Raw genomic sequence first — 18,021 nt, forward strand, 5'->3', positions numbered from 1 at the left:
AAGTTTGTCTATGTTTTGCAGGAATTAATACCCTAATCGGGAGAGTTGAAACGATGACTCGAATCCAGTGTATGAAAATGGGGTGTAAAAGTAACAATAGTATATGACTGACATGCAGACATATTATTGTAAATTACAATGAAGTATAAAACGAATAGTTTATAGGTGTATATGCCTTATCGTTCGCTTCTGTGTGTGATTTACATGTTAAGTATATCTTTTGGGTTGCCTATGATCGTATATTTATGTATAATCAATCGTGTTAACACGTCGAATGTACGGTAGTAAGAGATGTGGGTGAGTTCATGGAACTACTGGACAGCAATGAGAGCAAGAAGAAGATGTGCCAGTATTATAACGAAATCTCGAAGGAACTGTTCGGATTTGGCACCACTCTCCTGAGAGTGACCATTGACCAGAATATAGTGACCTTCTACGCGAAGCACCGACGTTCACCGCGCTCTGATGCCCTGGAAGGGGAGGCCCCCGGCTTAAAGCTGGAAGTGGACTTCCGCATGTCTGTCTTATATAAGAAGAAATTCCGGGAGAAGCTCGAGCAACACATGGGTTTGCCAATCGAAGCTATATTGCGGGATTATGATGCGTCCACCCAGTGGGCCATTACAAATGTGATTCTGGAACAGGCCTAAGGATGGATCGGCAGGATAGATTCTTGTTGATGTATACGGAGGTTATGGCCCGGATTTCATGATCAGGTTCCGTACAATTTCATATGATGGCGTCTGTCTTTGGATTGATTCTGAAGCAGAAACCGATGATGTACCGGCAGCGGGTGTCGCTTTCCTTTGTTTACGAAGAAAAGTGTTCTTGTTTATACAAGAATGCTTTTCTTTTTGTTTTTTTTACACATCACATATACCAGGGGGAATCAGGATCATGATGAAAAAGTGGATTAGCGGTTTGGCAGCAGTGGCAATGACATCGGTATTATTTGCAGGTTGTGGCAGCACAGAGGATGCAACAGGCGGATCAGGCAATGGAGGAACGGCAGCTACCAAATTGGTTATCTCCACTTGGGGCTTTTCGGAAGATTTCTTCAATGAATCCGTATTTGGTCCCTTTGAAAAAGAACATAATGTAGACATCGTGCTCGAAGTCGGCAATAACGCTGAACGTCTGAACAAAATCCGTCAAGGTACATCGAATGTCGATGTCATCTACCTGTCTGATTACTATGCACAACAAGGTATTGATGAAGGTCTGTTTGAGAAAATCGATCGTTCCAAAATTCCAAATGTAAATGACATTTATGATATTGCCAAAGCACCACTTGGTGAAGATTACGGCCCGGCCTACACGGTTGGACAGCTCGGTATCGCTTATAACCCGGATCTCGTATCCAAAGAAGTGACTTCATGGAGTGACCTGTGGGACCCGGCGTTTGAGGGTAACCTGACGATCCCGAATATTACGGCAACAGCTGGCCCAATGGTTGTGGATGCAGCTTCCCGTGTAGCCGGAAACGATACGTTTAATGAAGATGCGGCATTTGCTGAACTGAAAAAACTGAGCGGCAATGTGGTGAAATTCTATAGCCAAACGTCCGAGTTCGTGAACATGTTCTCCCAAGAAGAGATTGCAGGCGGACCGATCATGGAAATGTATTTCAAAGATCTGAAAGCAGCCGTGCCTAATGCAAAGTTTGTTACACCTAGCGAAGGTGCATATGCCGTGATGAACACGATTAATGTCGTGAAGGGCAGCAAAAATAAAGAACTGGCTGAAGAGTTCATCAACTGGCAACTGAGCCAGGATGTACAAGCGAAATCTGCTAAAGCCAAAGTCGATTCCCCGGTAAACACCAAGGTTGAACTGACTGCTGAAGAAGCAGAAGGCGTAACCTATGGTGCTGACGTTGTTGAGAAACTGAACAAGCTGGATATGGAATTCGTCAATCAACAGGTTAAAGGCTGGACAGATCGCTGGAACCGTGAGATTGCACAATAAAACATGTATCAGATTTCTTGAAAGTTATCTTTGATCTATATAGTTCAACTTATCTTTTGCAGCAAGCAACCATATCATCGCATAGGAGTTGAGAACGGATGAGTGAAGCGCAGAATCGCATCATTATGGATGTGGACACGGGGATTGACGATGCACTGGCAATTTTGCTGGCGGTCAAAAGCCGGAAGCTGGACATTCTCGGTATTACCACAGTCTGTGGGAACGTATCACTCCGACAGGCAACAGAGAATACGTGCAAAATTCTTGAACTTGCGGGTGCAACTGAAATTCCGGTGATTGCTGGAGCGGCAGGACCCCTTACTCGCAAGTCGCATTATGAACACCGAGTACATGGACAGGACGGATTGGGCGGTGCGCTGCCTGATCCGGCGGTGTCCAAGCAAGCTGAGGAAGGTTTTGCGCCGGACTTTATCGTAGAGCAAGCCAAGCTATATCCGGGCGAACTGACATTGATCATGACTGCTCCATTAACCAATCTGGCACTCGCGCTGATGAAGTGTCCTGAATTGCCTTCTTTATTGAAGGAAGTTATCTTCATGGGTGGCGTGGTTCGCGGACATGGCAACATTACGCCGACAGCCGAGTACAACACATACGCTGATCCAGAGGCGGCACGCATCGTATTGCACGCAGGCATCGAGAAACTTACACAAGTCGGACTGGATGTGACGCGTCAAACGCTGTTGAATGAAGCAACGATTGAGCGTCTCACCGATCCTGCACTGCGCGCGTACGTGGCTCAGAGCACGGAGATCTACATCAACCGGTATGAACAAATGAATGGCGTAAGGGCTTGTGCCCTGCATGATCCACTGGCCGTGGGCGTAGCCCTTGCCCCCGAACTCGTTGGACGCAAATCATATTACGTGGATGTCGAAACCGCCAGCCGCCTGTGCGATGGCCAGATGGTATGCGACTTCCAAAACCGTCTGGGCGAACAGCCAAACACCCTCGTCTGCGAAACCGTAGACGCGGAAAGCTTCCTTGAATTATTTATCAACGCGTTAAACGCGTAGTTATGATCTTTACGGCATTGGGGTTCAATTTGAAAATTAATCCTTACGTATTTCGCTGGTAGTGTAGGGTACGAAATCGATTCTGAAGAAGCGAAGCGTTCGCCTTTATCCTTGGATTTTTCCTTCTATTAAGAAGGAGATCAAGAAAATCCAAGGATAACAGCGATCGTAAGAACGATTCGTAACCGGAACGGCTGATGCGATGAACGTGGATATTTTTTGAAATGTGCGCCAGTGAAACGTGTGAATAAAACCATTTTACAAGTCAGGAGTATCGCGATGAAGAAATCAGTAATCTACTGGCTATTGCTGCCGGGATTCGTATTTTTGGCGGCATTTATGATCATTCCGATTGTCCTGACGATCGGGTCGACGTTTTTCCAGGAAAACTCTTTCACGTTTGAAGGATACATGCATTTTTTCAGAGACCCATACTTTTTGAAAATATTGCTTACGACGCTGCAAGTCAGCGTGGTCACCACCATCGTCTGTGTGGTGCTCGGATTCCCGACAGCTTATTATATTTCGCAGAAAGCGCCGCGCCGCAAAGGCATTTTGCTGGCACTGGCGATCTTCCCTCTGCTGACGAGCCCGGTCGTGCGCTCGTTTAGCTGGATGATCATTCTTGGACGCAAAGGGCTGATCAATAACACCCTTGTTGGCCTGGGTATCGTGGACAAGCCACTGGATATTCTGTATACACCAGCAGCGATGATGATTGGTCTGACGCATCTGTTCCTGCCACTGATGATTATCTCTCTTGTCGGTGTACTTGAGAACATTGACGGTGATCTGCTCAAGGCAGCACAAAGTCTGGGTGCATCGCGCATTACGGCATTCCGCCGAGTTGTGTTCCCACTGGCTGTGCCAGGACTTGTGATTGGAGCTGTGCTTGTCTTTGTCGGAAGCCTGACGGCGTATACCACACCTGCTCTCCTTGGAGGCAAGCAGCGCGTGATTGCTACGTTCCTGTATCAGAACGCCATGACCCTCAACGACTGGTATCTGGCCTCGGTTGTTGCCGCGATTATGATTGTGATTACATTCGTCGTGGTTGGTGTTATGAACAAAATGGCCAAAACTTTAAATCCGAAGGGGTAGACATATGCGGGAGAAACATATCGGGCTGGGCCTGTTCAGTCTGCTGGTCTTTATCTTTCTGCTGGGCCCGCTTCTGATCATATCGGTCACTTCGTTTGAACCGGGAACGGTACTCAAATTTCCGCCGGAAGGGTTCTCCTTCCGCTGGTATGAGAATATTTTCAACACAGGCGGTTTCCTTCGCACGTTCCAGACGTCCATCATCATATCCCTGCTAGGGAACCTGTTGGCACTGGTGCTCGGAGTTCCGGCTGCGTATGCACTCAGTCGTTACGATTTCAAAGGCAAGTCCGTGCTGAACGCACTGTTCCTGTCCCCGGTACTGATCCCGGGAATCGTGCTTGGTTTTACATTAATGAAATATCTGATCGTAATCTACCATCTGCCGATGTACCTTGGACTATTGATTGGTCATACGATTATCATGCTTCCATTCATTATTCGGGTTATCGCGTCGAGTCTGTCTAGCTTTGACTTTGCCGTGGAAGAAGCTGCGCTGAGTCTTGGTGCGGGACGGGTAAGAACATTCTTCACAATCGTACTTCCCAACATTCGCTCAGGCATTATCGCTGCGGTATTGATTGCCTTTCTGGAGTCGTTCAACAACGTGGATATCTCCGTGTTCATGACCGGACCAGGGGTGAGCACATTGCCAATTCAGATGCTGACCTATGTGGAGAATTACTTTGACCCAACGATTGCAGCGATTTCCGTGCTGTTAATGGTACTGACCGGACTCTTAATGTTCGTGATCGAACGGATCATGGGCGGATTTTCATACTTTACTAAACGTTAATTGGAGGCGCAGAACGCTATGGCATTGCTGACATTAGACCACGTATCCGTGGCATACGATAAGCAGACAATCCTGAAGGATTTTCAGTTGGATCTGGAAAAAGGTAAGCTGCTCTCCCTGCTCGGACCGAGCGGTTGCGGCAAAACAACTACGCTGCGCCTCATCGCCGGATTCCTGGAAGCATCGCAGGGCAAGTTTATGTTCGGCGGCAAGGATTATACGAAGGTTCCGGCGAACAAGCGGAACTTCGGATTTGTATTTCAGAGTTATGCGTTATTCCCGCATCTGTCTGTCTATGACAACGTGGCCTTTGGCCTGCGGATGCGCAAGGTGAAAGACAAGGATATCTCTTCCCGTGTAATGCGAATCCTTGAGGTGGTTAACCTGAATGGATTTGAGAAACGTTTTCCACAAGAACTGTCGGGTGGACAGCGTCAGCGTGTGGCGATTGCCCGCGCATTGGTCATCGAGCCTGACCTGCTCTTGTTCGACGAACCGCTCAGTAACCTGGATGCGAACCTGCGGCTGAACATGAGGGTCGAGATTCGCCGGATTCAGCAAGAGCTGGGTATTACAACGTTGTATGTCTCTCATGACCAGGAAGAGTGTTTCTCGATCTCGGATCAGGTCGCGATTATGAACAAAGGCGTGGTCGAGCAGCTCGACCGCCCGGAAACGATTTTTAAATATCCGGCAACGGAGTTTGTCGCACGATTTATCGGCTTCCATAATTTTATTGAATTCGCGGATCGCAGCGATGCAGGTGAATTAATCACACTGCATGCGGGTGGACGCACATTTACAGCAACAGCACACCCCGGAACAGCACGTCCCGGTGCACGTAAAGGCGCGATTCGCCCGGATGATCTGATCGTTAGTGGAGATACCTCTGCGGATGTGGTGAACGCTTTGCCAGGGATTATCAAAGTCAGCACCTATCTGGGACGCAGCTATCAGTATGTGGTTGAGACGGAACTGGGTGACTTTACAGCCAATCAGGAGATGGAAACACCGTACCTTAGCGGGCAGCGTGTTAACCTGATTTTCCCGCAAGATAAGCTTGTGCTAGTAGAGTAGTCGTGAATGTAGGGAGTAGCTTTATGAAATAAGAGCAGCAAAGAAGGCATTTCATGCGATTTTCCGGACAATGGCAATGTTGCGCAATCATGTGCAGTACAGCAGATTAAAGCACAGGTTCATTGTCCGGTTCGCATCGCGGTGAAATGCTTGTGAAGAAGGAGATTATGCCCCATGCGTGCAGATCAACTAATTGTGAATGTACATGTGTATAACAGTTATTATAAACGGTTTGAGATGAATAACGTCGCTGTGCTCGACGGAAGATTCCTATATGTTGGACCCGGTGGGCCGGAGATGATTCAGGCAGATGAGGTCATTGATGCACGGGGAAGATATATGATTCCTGGCTTGATTGATATCCATCTGCATATCGAAAGCACGATGGTGACACCGGAAACCTTTTCCCATGGTCTGATTGGCTGCGGGGTAACGTCCATTGTCGCAGAACCGCATGAGATGGCGAATGTATTTGGGCTGAAAGGTGTGCAGGAGATGATGGCTGCGAGTCGGGAGACGACGGTGGACATGTTCTACGCAATCCCAAGCTCTGTTCCGGCAACCCCGATGGAGACAACAGGTGGTTCGATTGAAATCGAAGATATGGACGTGCTGCTCGCCACTGGTGAGATCATCTGTCTGGGTGAGATCATGAACTATGTCGATGTCATCCGTGATCCGGAGTGCAAGACCAACCAGATTTTACAGCATATTCGCAAAAACTATCCCGATCTGGTGATCGAAGGTCATACACCGAAACTGCTTGGGCTCGATCTGCATCGACTGATCTACGCAGGTATCGATTCCGATCATACCCATCAGAGCATTGAGGGATTACAGGCGCGGATTGCAGCAGGCATGTTTATTGAAATTCAGGAGAAATCGATGACACCCGAAGTCATGGAGTATCTGATTCAACATGATGTGGCACAGCATTTCTGCTTTGTAACGGATGATGTGATGCCGGATTCACTGGTGGAGCGTGGTCATCTGGATCATATCGTACGCAAGGCAATTCAGATGGGGATGCGTCCGGAAGATGCGATCTATGCAGCAACGTCTACCCCTGCTTCCCGTATGAAAATGACCGATCGCGGCAGCATTGCCCCAGGCAAAGTGGCCGATTATGTGTTGGTATCCAACTTGCATGATCTCTCCATTGATCAGGTGTACAAAAATGGCCGCAAAGTTTATGACGATTACGAACCGTATAAGCAGGAACGGATCATCGGGCAATTCCCACCTCACTTCTATAAGAGTGTGCAGTTAGAGAAACTGGGCGCAGCAGATTTTGCTATTCAGTTGTCCGACCCGAAAGTCAGTGGATCAGGTGTTGATCTCGCTGGTGAAGGTGAATATCAATGCCGTGTCATGATGGTGAAGGATGGTTCTACTTTTGTGGAAGAACATATTGCACCGGTTCAGTCTTCGAATGGCGAATTGCGCTGGGAAGAAAGCGGATATGCACAGATCGCAACCTTTGAACGTTATGGCGTGAACGGCAATCACGCACATGGTCTGATCGGTGGAGATACCATCAAGCGTGGTGCTATTGCTACGACATATTCACACGACAATCACAACCTGCTGGTTGTGGGACGCAATCGTGAAGATATGATATTGGCAGCTAACACCGTAATTTCGAGCCAGGGTGGGTTCTGTGTGGTGGAAGACGGCAAGGTGCTGTCCCGTCTGGAACTTCCCGTAGGTGGCATTTTGACGGAAGAACCACTTGCCGTGGTGTCCCATCAAGTGAAGGAATTACGTGCAGCTATGCTGTCTCTTGGATATGTACATTACAACCCGATCATGTCGCTAAGTACTCACTCCCTTGCCGTAAGTCCCGCTTTGAAGATCACAGACCATGGCCTAATTGATGTGAATGCAGGTAAGGTTGTATCATTGATTGTATAAGTGGATAGAGACATCTGGTCGTCTTCTTCCGATAATTCATTAGATGATTCGTTGTTATATCGTTTGTTTGCTCCATAAGAAAAAGAAGCCCCAGTTCACTCAGGTGAGCCAGGGCTTCTTTTTCACGGATTCATATTCGAATTATCATGTTCTTGTAATTATATTAAATACGAACCCTGCTTATTTTAATTTCTCTGGATTCTTCACCTTAATGGAGACCACTTCTCCGCAGTCCAAACACACGGTATATACTCTTTCTGAACCCATCGACAATTTCTTATCCAATGGACGAAGATTGATGAAGTCGGATGCCTGTACGAAGGACGTGCCTCCACAATCGGTGCATTTCTCTATTGTAGTACTCATATGTTCATTCCACCTTTTCATGATTTTGGTTGTGATCTTTAATAAATTATATTCCAGTAACTGGGATGTGGCAATCATGGATTGTCCACGTTTACCAAAACCCTTTTGGACGAGGCATAGGATTACATATATAGTAATAAGAAGAGAATGTTTGAGACAGGAGCAGGAGGATCAGTTACAACTATGAATATAAAAAATGATGCCAAGACCATATTTTTCGACGTGGATGATACTTTATATGATCACTTACAGCCCCTTCGTGGGGCGTTGCAGGATGTTCTCGGCCTATCGGATGATTTTCCTTTTGCTGATGCCTATCACCGTTTTCGTTATTATAGTGACTGGCTGTCTGCACAAGAAGATCTGTCTGCTGTACCGGAGCCGGATGCGGTGGAGCGAATGCGCCGTCGGAGGTTTGAGTTGACGATGGAGGAGTTTGGACTACCCCTACAATCTGGACAGGCTGAAGAACTGCAAGCTCAGTATCTGAGCAGACAGTTTGAGATTGTGCCTTTTGAAGGAGCATATGAGTTGATTAGACGGCTCCAGGCAGAGGGCCATACCGTTGGACTAATCACCAATGGAGAAGGAGAGCATCAGCGGCGCAAGCTTGAAGCACTGGATGTGCTCAATCTCGTGGACGAGCATCTGATCTTCATTTCCGGTACGACTGGTTATGCGAAGCCGGATCGCAGGTTGTTTGACTATGTGAGTAAGCAGACCGGGACAGATGCCCGTTCCAGCTATTACATTGGAGACTCGTGGCGTAATGATGTGGTAGGTGCAGTCGATGCAGGCTGGACTGTTATCTGGTTCAATCATCGGGAGGCGCAACCGGAGTCTGATCATCAGCCTCATTTTGTAGCATCGAGCTATGAAGAGATCAGTCGTATTCTAACTTTTGAAGCTGTCCGAGTTTAAGGAGAAATATGTTTAAAGGAGAGCAGTCCTGTGACCATTCATGGTGCAGGTCTGCTTTTTAGTGTTTAAAGAAGGACTCCATTTTTACGTTATACCTGCTATAAAGGCATTAATAATGAGATGTCTAACTCTTCGCTTTCAATTACAATGGCCATGAGTCCAGCTTCTGTTTTGGTTTCGTGCCATTCATGTTTATTCCAGAATACGGCTTCCCCACAATGCACTTTAATGTATTCATTTGCTTCTCCTCTAACCCAACCTTCTCCACTTACGATTAAAAGCAGTTGAGGAACCACAGCCTGGTGATAACCTACTACTCCACCCTCAGGCAAGTGCATACATCCGATATGAGCTGTTTTGTCGGTCTGCGTAATACGTGACATGACGAAATTGGAATCGAATTTGGTAATCTTTTTCCCTGACTCTGCTTTAAATTGAAATATCCTCATGTTTACCTCCGCAATCGTGACTAAGTTAACTTCCTCCAATGGCAACGATCTTTATGATGGGTATCATCCTACTCCAAAAAGATATGGAAACCCAATCAGATGAGTCTATCATAGCTCCAATCGTTGAGGAATAGTTTGTTTACAACTCTCACTTTGTTAACTGCCTGTGCCATCGTTTCTATGAAGCTGTACTTCATGGAATCTTCATTTACAAGACAGTGCAAAAGCCTTCCCAAACCGTAAATGCGGTGTTATAATTAAAACAAGATTTAGATTAAGTCTAAATTAAAATTAATTAATTAAAGCAGTCCCATAACAATCATTCACATTCAATTTTTATATTCGAGAGGGGATAAATTCCATGAGCACAATCCAAACTAGAAACAACACTTTTGCCAACAATGCCACAGCACTTCAAGAGGTCCTGAACCGTCAGATTGCAGGTTGGTCCGTACTGTACACGAAACTGCATAACTTCCACTGGTATGTTCAAGGGCCACATTTCTTCACACTGCATGCCAAATTCGAAGAGCTGTACAACCTGGCTACGGCGAATATGGACGAAGTTGCAGAACGTTTGCTTGCTATTGGTGGACGTCCGGTGGCTACAATGGGTGAACAGCTGCGTCTGTCTCCAATTGAAGAGGCACAAGGTCAGTTGTCTGCTGAGCGTATGGTAGAGTCAGTGGTTGCTGACCTGCGTACGATGGTGGAAGTGATTCATCAAGGTATTCACGAAGCTGGAGAAGCAGAAGATAACGCAACAGAAGATATGCTGATCGGTTTCACTGCTGCACTGGATAAAGAGGTCTGGATGTTAAACGCATTTTTGGGCAAATAAGCAAGGTTACCCTTCATCCTGACAACGATATGTAGAGTCCGTGAACAAAGTGTCCGTTCGCTTACAAATCCGGTGTGCTTGCCGTATAATGATGGCATCCAAGATGTACAGAATGGTGGAATGAATGATGCGGTCAGACCTGGAACAATTGCAGGAAGAAGCTGAACGGTTTATATATACATGTTATGAAGAGCTGGGCCATTCGCGTGAAGACGCGCAGGCCCGGCTTGCTGTCGTGATGGGTCAGATCGAAGTAACGCGTACCTACGTGCACACCACAGAAGAGTTGGAGCAAGGTTGCAAAATGGCCTGGCGGAACAGCAACCGCTGTATCGGGCGGTTGTTCTGGGATAAACTGCGGATCGTGGATGCTCGTCATGCCGATACGGCAGGAACGGTAGCGGATGCTGTGTTGAACCATATTCATGTGGCATCCAACGGAGGCAAGGTCATTCCGATGATTACGATCCTTCCACCGGATGGACCAAATGGAGCTCCGGTACGTCTCTGGAATCATCAGCTTATTCGATATGCAGGATATGAGACAGAGCAAGGCGTTATTGGAGATCCTGCTTCCGTGGAGCTGACCAAGGTGGCCATGTCCCTTGGCTGGCAGGGAGCAGGTGGCTCTTATGATGTGTTACCGCTCATAATTCAGGCACAAGGACAAGCGCCAGAGTGGTATGTTATACCCGAAGAAGAGATTGTGGAAGTGATGATCGAGCACCCGGAGCGGAAGGAGATTGCTGAGCTGGGCATGCGTTGGTATGGTGTGCCGATGATTGCTGATATGCGACTGGAGATTGGTGGTATATCCTACCCCGCAGCGCCGTTTAATGGTTGGTATATGGGTACCGAGATCGGCGCCCGTAATCTGGCGGATACGTTCCGGTATAACAAGCTGCCTGCGGTGGCGGAAGCGTTTGGATTGAATACGTCGAGTGAAACGACATTGTGGAAGGATCGAGCGTTGGTTGAGTTAAATGTGGCTGTGCTGCATTCGTTCAAAAAAGCAGGCGTGAGCATTGTGGATCACCACACGGCGGCAGCGCAATTTGCTATGTTTGAACAGCGGGAAGAGAAGGCTGGACGTGTGCTAACCGGGGATTGGGTGTGGCTGATTCCGCCAGTGTCCCCAGCGACAACGCATATTTTCCACAGCTCTTATCGCAATGAGATTGTGAAGCCGAACTTTTTCCATCAGGATCAGGCGTATACGCTGAAAGATGGCGTGGCTTCTGCCGCAGAGCTGCGAAGCAGCGAGCAGCAGAATGCACAGGTTGAGCATCCCCAGCCACAGGCCGGGGATGCACCAATGAAATGCCCGTTTGCACATTAAATTGTGCAGGCGGGTTATTTTTTGTAATCTTTTTTTTTCAAAGGAAGAGCTTTAAAAATAGGAAAAAACGAAGAAGATTCTTTCTCTATATGGAAATATATAACATGCCTATAATGAGGTCATGTCTCTACATAAGGGAGGGAACAATCCATGGGTTACATTGAAACGTTGCGAGGAATGGTTGGGAATGCTCCTGTTATTTTGGTAAGACCGAGTATTTTGATCTTGAATAAGACGGGTGAGATTCTATTGGTTCGACATCTGGATGACACTTGGGGACTACCGGGTGGAATTATGGAGCTCGGCGAATCGGTGGAAGAGTCTGCAATACGAGAGGTCAGAGAAGAGATTGGGATAGAGATTAAGAAACTTTATCTGTATGGCGTCTTCTCAGGAAAAGAGTTATATACGAAATTAAGAAACGGGCATGAATACTACAATGTGGTCATTGGTTATGTTTGCACGGAGTATGAGGGGGAATTGAAGCCTGATGGGGTTGAAGTACTTGAAGCAAAGTATTACAAACCAACCGAATTACCTGATAGGACTGACCCTTACTTGAAAAGCAAAATCCAAGAAAATGCAGTGAACATTGCAGCATTATTGGGAAAAATATAATCGGGAGGTTGCCATTGATATGGTTTCTCTCACGAGTTGTAGAGCTAATGAACTGAGCGCCTCTTATAAGGCGGATTAATTGGGGAATTGTATTGAAGCGAATATGACTTGTATAATTCGTTAAAGAATATTTATGCCAATAAAGAGATGTCCTCCATCATGTTTATGATTTGTGAGACATCTCTCTTTTGCTTTACACCTGTTTTGTCTTATACCGGCTGCGCATTACACCCTGCACAGCAATTGCAGCAGCAATCAGTAGCAGATTGAATACGAACACAGAGTAAAGCGAACCAACCTCCATCAGCAGTGCTGCAACCAATGGGGATACGATGGAGCCGATTTCAGCCGCAGAGACAATTTTGCCTATGACAGAGCTTCGCCTTTCGTCTGGTATGTGATCACCGATATGTGCGAAGAATGAATCCATGTAACATGCACCGCCAACCCCGCCAATGAGCATGCCAATGTAGACCCATAGATGGGAGGATGTGCTGAGAAATACAGCAACTTCGATTCCAATCAGGAACATGCCGAGCATGCAAAGCAACAGACGATCGCCCATCCGGTCAGAGAGATAACCGACAAAGGGGGCAGCGGCAAGCGTAGAAATCCCGGATACGGTGAAGGCGAGACTGGTGGCAAAGGGGTCCCAGTGCATGATGTGAGCTGCATACAGTGCGAAGTAGGTGAGAAATACGGCGTAGGCGCTCATCTCCAGAAAATGTACTGTACCGTAGCCGAGAAGCTGTTGACGCTGTGTGAGCTTTGTAGACAAATCTTGAGTATGCTTTGCATCAGACGGTGATGAAGATATAGGAGGCGCAATCGTTATAGTATGAGGGTGGGAGTCACTCAACGTATCTCCAGATCCTTGACTAGCTCCAGCTTGTGTTGTCGTCTTCATCCCCATCGCTGCAATTACAGCCATCAGACAACATAACGTAACAAGCAGAAAAGGCACTGACAAGGGCCAGTGCAGCGCGAGCCAGCCACTTATGACCGGACCGAGCACCATGCCGCCACCCTCACTGCTGCTGATGTATCCATTGTACAGTCCGCGGTTATCCACATTGCCCCCATCTCCGATGATGGAACGCACGACCACGGTAAGCCCAGTGGAAGCAAGCCCTTGCAGCAGTCGGAGCAGGCCGAACAATACCGCAGCAGAAGATAGAGCGAAGCCACCCATACAGATGGCGAGTAGTAGCAGCATGAGGATAAGAGCACGTTTACCCCCGAGTTTCTTATAAATTGCCGCTGCAGGAACACCACCAATCACTTTTCCCACATAGAAAAGCGCAAAAATAACCCCCATCATCCAGCCAGACAGGCCGAATTCCTCAATAAACAAAGGAAACAGGGGCAGGATCATGAATCCGCCCATCTGACTTAGGAAACAAATCGTCATCAGCAAGGGCAGATTACGACGAATATCCAAGAGGCAAGACTCCTCTCACCATAGAATGGAATCCCAAATATGCTTCATTTCCCAAAGGATGCGTAGATATCGACATATACTCGTAATGTATGCAGGATTTATGAAAATAAGAAGAAATGACACGTGGCGTTTACATCAAAACCATTGCGGATATACCTGAATCATATATAATAGATGGGTTATCTATAAGGATGAAGAACGAAAGTGTACAGAATAAAGAGGTACCTCAAGTATAAGGGGGCGATGTGAAGCATGTCAGAACAACAACCGATTATCCGCTTCGAAGCGGTGACTCAGCAATACGATCAGGATGAAGCCGTATTGAAGGCCGTCAGCTTTGAGATTGAGCGGGGTAAATTTTATACGCTTCTTGGCCCATCGGGCTGCGGGAAAACAACGATATTGCGGCTGATTGCCGGTTTTGCGGAGCCGACACAGGGCAGTATTTATTTTAACGGTGCGCTCATTAACCGGGTGCCTGCCCATCAGCGGCAGGTGAATACCGTATTTCAGGATTATGCGTTATTTCCACATTTGAATGTATTCGAGAACGTAGCTTTTGGTTTGCGGATCAAAAAGATGAAAACGGCTGAGATTCGCAGCAAAGTGTTGGAAGCCCTCAAGTTCGTCAATCTGTCCGGTTATGAGAACCGTGAAATTGGCGAAATGTCCGGTGGACAACGGCAACGTGTTGCGATTGCACGCGCCATTGTAAACGAACCGGAGATTCTGTTGCTGGACGAGCCTTTGTCTGCACTCGATCTGAAGCTGCGGACCGAGATGCAGTATGAATTGCGGGAGCTGCAACAGCGGCTGGGCATCACGTTTATCTTTGTGACGCATGATCAGGAAGAGGCCCTGGCGATGTCGGATGAGATCTTTGTCCTGAATGGTGGCGTGATTCAACAAAGCGGTACACCGAATGATATCTATGATGAGCCGATTAACCGCTTTGTAGCGGACTTTATTGGGGAATCGAACATTGTATCAGGCAGAATGAAGCAGGACTTTGTGGTGGAATTCGCTGGCGCACAGCATGAGTGTGTCGATCAGGGTCTCCAGCCGGACGAGCCGGTAGAGATTGTAATCCGCCCAGAGGATCTGGAGATTACAACCGAAGATCAGGGCAAGCTGAAGGTCAATGTGGACTCCCAGTTATTCCGTGGAGTGCATTACGAGATATCCACATATGATGATGCGGGCAATGAGTGGCTTGTTCATTCAACGAAGAAAGCCGTTGTCGGGGCGCGAATCGGACTCTATTTTGACCCGGAAGCAGTACACGTCATGCGCTTTAACGAGACCGAGGAAGAGTTCGACAAACGACTTGAAGCGTATCAAGAGGCCGCTCATGCAGACTAAGGCCAGCACACGCAATGCGTATCTGATTCCATATGTATTATGGATGGTGTTGTTCGTTGTGGCGCCGGTTCTGCTGGTCATCTATTATTCATTCTTCGATGTAGAGGGCAACTTTACGTTTGGCAACTACGCCCGGTTCTTCACGCCGGTGTACTTGCAGATGACGCTCAGTTCGTTCTGGTATGCATTTCTGATCACGGCGTTCTCGCTGCTGATCTCGTATCCAACGGCGTATATGCTGACCCGGACGAAGCACAAGCAGCTGTGGTTGCTGCTGATCATTCTGCCAAGCTGGATCAATCTTTTGTTAAAAGCGTACGCCTTCATCGGCCTGTTTGGAACGTATGGTCTGACCAACTCCCTGCTTGAAGTTGTGGGTATTGGTACACAGCAGATTTTGTTCACCGACTTCAGTTTTATCTTTGTCTCGGTGTACATCTTCATTCCATTCATGATTCTGCCAATCTTCAATGCGCTGGAAGAGATGAATCCATCGTTGATCTACGCGGCGCGTGATCTGGGGGCCTCATCGTGGCTGACATTCCGCCGGGTGATCTTTCCGCTGACGATTAGCGGTGTGAAATCAGGCTGTCAGGCTGTATTTATTCCTGCGCTGTCCCTGTTCATGATTACCCGCCTTATTGCGGGAAACCGTGTAATTACGCTGGGAACAGCGATTGAACAGCATTTTCTCGTCACCCAGGACTGGGGGATGGGTTCGACGATTGCCGTCTTTTTGATTATTGCGATGGCGATCATTATGTTCCTGACCGGATCAGGCAAGAAGGAGGTGCGTAATGGGAAGAAACGGAAAGCTGTCTAACGTCTATCTGGCCGTTGTATTCGCCATTCTGTACGCACCGATTGCGTATCTGATCTTCTATTCCTTCAACAGCGGCGGTCATATGCGCAGCTTCGAAGGATTCACGCTTGAATGGTACAGAGAGGTGTTCGCCGATACACGACTGCTCATCATTGTGCTGAATACATTTATCATTGCACTGCTGTCATCAGCGATCTCGACAATCCTCGGTGTAGCAGGAGCACTGGCAATCTACCATGTGCGTCGCAAACGGACGAAGAATACGTTGCTGTCACTCAACAACGTGCTGATCGTGAGTCCGGATGTCATCATTGGTGCGTCATTCCTGATTCTGTTCACCATGATTGGCATCAAACTGGGCTTCACTTCGGTCCTGCTGTCTCATATCGCATTCAGCGTACCCATTGTTGTCATCATGGTGCTGCCGAAGTTGCAGGAGATGAGCCCAACCCTGATGGATGCGGCACGCGATCTGGGCGCTGGATCATGGCAGATTCTGACGCGTGTAGTGCTGCCATACGTGAAACCCGGTATTTTTGCCGGATTTTTCATGGCCTTGACGTACTCGCTCGATGATTTTGCAGTAACATTCTTTGTCACAGGTAATGGATACTCCACGCTCTCGGTAGAGATATACTCCAGAGCAAGGCAGGGTGTTTCGTTGTCCATCAATGCTTTATCTACCCTGTTATTCCTGCTCACGGTGCTGTTGGTGGTCGGATATTACTTCATTAACCGCCGTGCAACACGGATACCACCTGGAGGAAAGGGGCTGCGTCCATGAAGCAACTGGTACGGACATTTGCGCTTGTTTTTGTGGCCGCCTTTGCTCTTATGATCCTGGCTTCGTATCTGAACAAGAGTCAGGGGTATTCTGGCGGCAACACACTAACCATCTATAACTGGGGCGATTATATCGACCCCGATCTGCTCAAGGAGTTTGAGGACGAGACAGGTATTAAGGTCATCTATCAGACGTTTGACTCCAATGAAGCGATGCTGACCAAGATTGAGCAGGGCGGTACGACGTTTGATGTGGCGATTCCTTCCGAATATGCGATTAGCAAAATGAAAGAAGAAGACCTGCTCGTGCCACTCGATCATAGCAAATTAACCAACCTGGACAACATTGATCCGCGATTCATGGACTTGTCCTTTGATGAAGGCAACAAGTACTCCATTCCTTATTTCTGGGGCACGGTGGGGATTGTATACAATCCTGAGCTGGTGGACGGGTTGACGTTTGATAGCTGGAATGACCTGTGGGACCCGCGTTTGAAAAATCAAATCTTGCTCCTTGATGGCGCACGCGAAGTCATTGGGATGGGATTGAACAGTCTCGATTATTCCCTGAACGATACCAACGAAGACCATCTGCAAGAAGCACTGAAGAAGCTGTCTACATTGACACCGAACGTCAGAGCAATTGTAGGAGACGAGATCAAGATGTTGCTTGCGAACGAGGAAGCGGCAGTTGGACTTGTATGGTCCGGGGATGCATCCGAGATTATGGATGAGAATGACAAGCTGGATTATATGGTGCCAGAAGAAGGTTCGAACCTCTGGTTCGATAACATGGTTATTCCGAAGACGGCGACGAATGTTGAAGGGGCACACCAGTTTATCAACTTCATGCTGGACCCGGATCATGCCGCTCGCAATGCGGAATACGTAGGGTATTCCACACCCAACGCTGAGGCCCTTAAGCTGCTGCCAGAGGACATCTCGGAGGATGAGCGCTTCTATCCAGACGAGACACTGACAGGCAAGCTGGAGGTCTATGATAATCTGGGCAAAAAAATGCTCTCGCATTATAACGACCTGTTCCTGGAGTTTAAAATGCATAGTAAATAACCGCCAATAGCGCGTACACAGTTCGTTAAATTTTGAAAAAAGAAAAAGGGTTGTTGCCCGTCATTTCATTTGAATGACGAGCAGCAACCCTTTTTTTTATTACCTACTTCAGAG

Annotated in this window: 18 protein-coding genes; 15 read left to right on the forward strand and 3 right to left on the reverse strand. The window is 47.5% G+C overall.

Annotated features, from left to right (window positions below):
- Positions 1-305: 305 nt before the first annotated feature.
- The 7 genes from MHH93_RS24150 (at position 306) to MHH93_RS24180 (ending at position 7,893) form a co-directional block, all read left to right on the forward strand.
- Positions 306-650, forward strand: coding sequence for a Na-translocating system protein MpsC family protein (locus MHH93_RS24150; protein ID WP_017691786.1), 345 nt, complete (start codon positions 306-308; stop codon positions 648-650).
- Positions 651-900: 250 nt separating this feature from the next.
- Positions 901-1,968, forward strand: a complete 1,068-nt coding sequence (locus MHH93_RS24155) for an ABC transporter substrate-binding protein (protein WP_500056125.1) — start codon at positions 901-903, stop codon at positions 1,966-1,968.
- A gap of 98 nt (positions 1,969-2,066) precedes the next feature.
- Positions 2,067-3,005, forward strand: a complete 939-nt coding sequence (locus MHH93_RS24160; RefSeq protein ID WP_500056091.1) for a nucleoside hydrolase — start codon at positions 2,067-2,069, stop codon at positions 3,003-3,005.
- A 279-nt stretch (positions 3,006-3,284) separates the two neighbouring features.
- On the forward strand, positions 3,285-4,106 hold the full coding sequence (locus MHH93_RS24165; protein ID WP_036612869.1) for an ABC transporter permease: 822 nt from the start codon (positions 3,285-3,287) through the stop codon (positions 4,104-4,106).
- Between the two features lie 4 nt (positions 4,107-4,110).
- Positions 4,111-4,902 (forward strand): ABC transporter permease, encoded by a 792-nt coding sequence (locus tag MHH93_RS24170; protein ID WP_017691790.1) that lies wholly within the window; start codon positions 4,111-4,113, stop codon positions 4,900-4,902.
- An 18-nt stretch (positions 4,903-4,920) separates the two neighbouring features.
- Positions 4,921-5,979, forward strand: a complete 1,059-nt coding sequence (locus tag MHH93_RS24175; RefSeq protein WP_500056092.1) for an ABC transporter ATP-binding protein — start codon at positions 4,921-4,923, stop codon at positions 5,977-5,979.
- 174 nt (positions 5,980-6,153) lie between these two features.
- On the forward strand, positions 6,154-7,893 hold the full coding sequence (locus MHH93_RS24180) for an adenine deaminase (protein WP_500056093.1): 1,740 nt from the start codon (positions 6,154-6,156) through the stop codon (positions 7,891-7,893).
- 180 nt (positions 7,894-8,073) lie between these two features.
- On the opposite strand, the gene MHH93_RS24185 is transcribed toward MHH93_RS24180, so the two are convergent.
- Complete coding sequence (locus tag MHH93_RS24185; protein WP_149846837.1) at positions 8,074-8,259, reverse strand: hypothetical protein; 186 nt, start codon at positions 8,257-8,259, stop codon at positions 8,074-8,076.
- 183 nt (positions 8,260-8,442) lie between these two features.
- Between MHH93_RS24185 and MHH93_RS24190 the strand changes: the two genes are divergently transcribed.
- Positions 8,443-9,180, forward strand: a complete 738-nt coding sequence (locus MHH93_RS24190; RefSeq protein WP_500056094.1) for an HAD family hydrolase — start codon at positions 8,443-8,445, stop codon at positions 9,178-9,180.
- Between the two features lie 98 nt (positions 9,181-9,278).
- Here the strand turns inward: MHH93_RS24190 and MHH93_RS24195 are convergent, their stop codons facing one another.
- The gene (locus MHH93_RS24195) at positions 9,279-9,629 is read right to left on the reverse strand and encodes a cupin (protein WP_500056095.1); all 351 of its coding nucleotides are present in this window, start codon (positions 9,627-9,629) and stop codon (positions 9,279-9,281) included.
- Positions 9,630-9,990: 361 nt separating this feature from the next.
- On the opposite strand from MHH93_RS24195, the gene MHH93_RS24200 reads away from it, so the two are divergent.
- The 3 genes from MHH93_RS24200 to MHH93_RS24210 all read left to right on the forward strand — a co-directional run bounded on the left by MHH93_RS24200 (position 9,991) and on the right by MHH93_RS24210 (position 12,427).
- Entirely contained in the window at positions 9,991-10,470 is a 480-nt protein-coding gene (locus MHH93_RS24200) for a Dps family protein (RefSeq protein WP_366347726.1), read from the forward strand.
- A 127-nt stretch (positions 10,471-10,597) separates the two neighbouring features.
- Positions 10,598-11,809: a nitric oxide synthase oxygenase gene (locus tag MHH93_RS24205; RefSeq protein ID WP_500056126.1), complete on the forward strand. Its 1,212-nt coding sequence runs from the start codon at positions 10,598-10,600 to the stop codon at positions 11,807-11,809.
- A gap of 150 nt (positions 11,810-11,959) precedes the next feature.
- Positions 11,960-12,427: an NUDIX hydrolase gene (locus tag MHH93_RS24210; RefSeq protein WP_500056096.1), complete on the forward strand. Its 468-nt coding sequence runs from the start codon at positions 11,960-11,962 to the stop codon at positions 12,425-12,427.
- 193 nt (positions 12,428-12,620) lie between these two features.
- Here MHH93_RS24210 and MHH93_RS24215 read toward each other — a convergent pair whose 3' ends face one another.
- Positions 12,621-13,868: an MFS transporter gene (locus tag MHH93_RS24215; RefSeq protein WP_500056097.1), complete on the reverse strand. Its 1,248-nt coding sequence runs from the start codon at positions 13,866-13,868 to the stop codon at positions 12,621-12,623.
- A 252-nt stretch (positions 13,869-14,120) separates the two neighbouring features.
- On the opposite strand from MHH93_RS24215, the gene MHH93_RS24220 reads away from it, so the two are divergent.
- From MHH93_RS24220 to MHH93_RS24235, 4 genes are read left to right on the forward strand one after another with little or no spacing between them, the layout of a single operon-like run.
- Complete coding sequence (locus MHH93_RS24220) at positions 14,121-15,230, forward strand: ABC transporter ATP-binding protein (protein WP_500056098.1); 1,110 nt, start codon at positions 14,121-14,123, stop codon at positions 15,228-15,230.
- Positions 15,220-16,053 (forward strand): ABC transporter permease, encoded by an 834-nt coding sequence (locus MHH93_RS24225; protein ID WP_017691799.1) that lies wholly within the window; start codon positions 15,220-15,222, stop codon positions 16,051-16,053. Before MHH93_RS24220 ends, MHH93_RS24225 begins: the two co-directional genes overlap by 11 nt.
- Positions 16,028-16,837, forward strand: coding sequence for an ABC transporter permease (locus MHH93_RS24230; RefSeq protein WP_062836831.1), 810 nt, complete (start codon positions 16,028-16,030; stop codon positions 16,835-16,837). Before MHH93_RS24225 ends, MHH93_RS24230 begins: the two co-directional genes overlap by 26 nt.
- Positions 16,834-17,907 carry an ABC transporter substrate-binding protein gene (locus MHH93_RS24235; protein ID WP_500056099.1) on the forward strand — a complete coding sequence of 358 codons (1,074 nt, stop codon included), beginning with the start codon at positions 16,834-16,836 and terminating at the stop codon, positions 17,905-17,907. The genes MHH93_RS24230 and MHH93_RS24235 overlap by 4 nt, the downstream gene beginning before the upstream one ends.
- Positions 17,908-18,021 lie beyond the last annotated feature (114 nt).

The sequence above is a fragment of the Priestia sp. FSL H7-0729 genome (assembly GCF_038005685.1).
Lineage (GTDB): Bacteria > Bacillota > Bacilli > Paenibacillales > Paenibacillaceae > Paenibacillus.

Bases quoted from the DNA above. Each gene is read 5' to 3' on its own strand.
- MHH93_RS24200 (WP_366347726.1), top strand. From the start codon at position 9,991: ATGAGCACAATCCAAACTAGAAACAACACTTTTGCCAACAATGCCACA.
- MHH93_RS24230 (WP_062836831.1), top strand. From the start codon at position 16,028: ATGGGAAGAAACGGAAAGCTGTCTAACGTCTATCTGGCCGTTGTATTC.
- MHH93_RS24235 (WP_500056099.1), top strand. From the start codon at position 16,834: ATGAAGCAACTGGTACGGACATTTGCGCTTGTTTTTGTGGCCGCCTTT.
- MHH93_RS24150 (WP_017691786.1), top strand. From the start codon at position 306: ATGGAACTACTGGACAGCAATGAGAGCAAGAAGAAGATGTGCCAGTAT.
- MHH93_RS24165 (WP_036612869.1), top strand. From the start codon at position 3,285: ATGAAGAAATCAGTAATCTACTGGCTATTGCTGCCGGGATTCGTATTT.
- MHH93_RS24190 (WP_500056094.1), top strand. From the start codon at position 8,443: ATGAATATAAAAAATGATGCCAAGACCATATTTTTCGACGTGGATGAT.
- MHH93_RS24155 (WP_500056125.1), top strand. From the start codon at position 901: ATGAAAAAGTGGATTAGCGGTTTGGCAGCAGTGGCAATGACATCGGTA.
- MHH93_RS24220 (WP_500056098.1), top strand. From the start codon at position 14,121: ATGTCAGAACAACAACCGATTATCCGCTTCGAAGCGGTGACTCAGCAA.
- MHH93_RS24175 (WP_500056092.1), top strand. From the start codon at position 4,921: ATGGCATTGCTGACATTAGACCACGTATCCGTGGCATACGATAAGCAG.
- MHH93_RS24195 (WP_500056095.1), bottom strand. From the start codon at position 9,629: ATGAGGATATTTCAATTTAAAGCAGAGTCAGGGAAAAAGATTACCAAA.
- MHH93_RS24185 (WP_149846837.1), bottom strand. From the start codon at position 8,259: ATGAGTACTACAATAGAGAAATGCACCGATTGTGGAGGCACGTCCTTC.
- MHH93_RS24225 (WP_017691799.1), top strand. From the start codon at position 15,220: ATGCAGACTAAGGCCAGCACACGCAATGCGTATCTGATTCCATATGTA.
- MHH93_RS24170 (WP_017691790.1), top strand. From the start codon at position 4,111: ATGCGGGAGAAACATATCGGGCTGGGCCTGTTCAGTCTGCTGGTCTTT.
- MHH93_RS24210 (WP_500056096.1), top strand. From the start codon at position 11,960: ATGGGTTACATTGAAACGTTGCGAGGAATGGTTGGGAATGCTCCTGTT.
- MHH93_RS24180 (WP_500056093.1), top strand. From the start codon at position 6,154: ATGCGTGCAGATCAACTAATTGTGAATGTACATGTGTATAACAGTTAT.
- MHH93_RS24205 (WP_500056126.1), top strand. From the start codon at position 10,598: ATGCGGTCAGACCTGGAACAATTGCAGGAAGAAGCTGAACGGTTTATA.
- MHH93_RS24160 (WP_500056091.1), top strand. From the start codon at position 2,067: ATGAGTGAAGCGCAGAATCGCATCATTATGGATGTGGACACGGGGATT.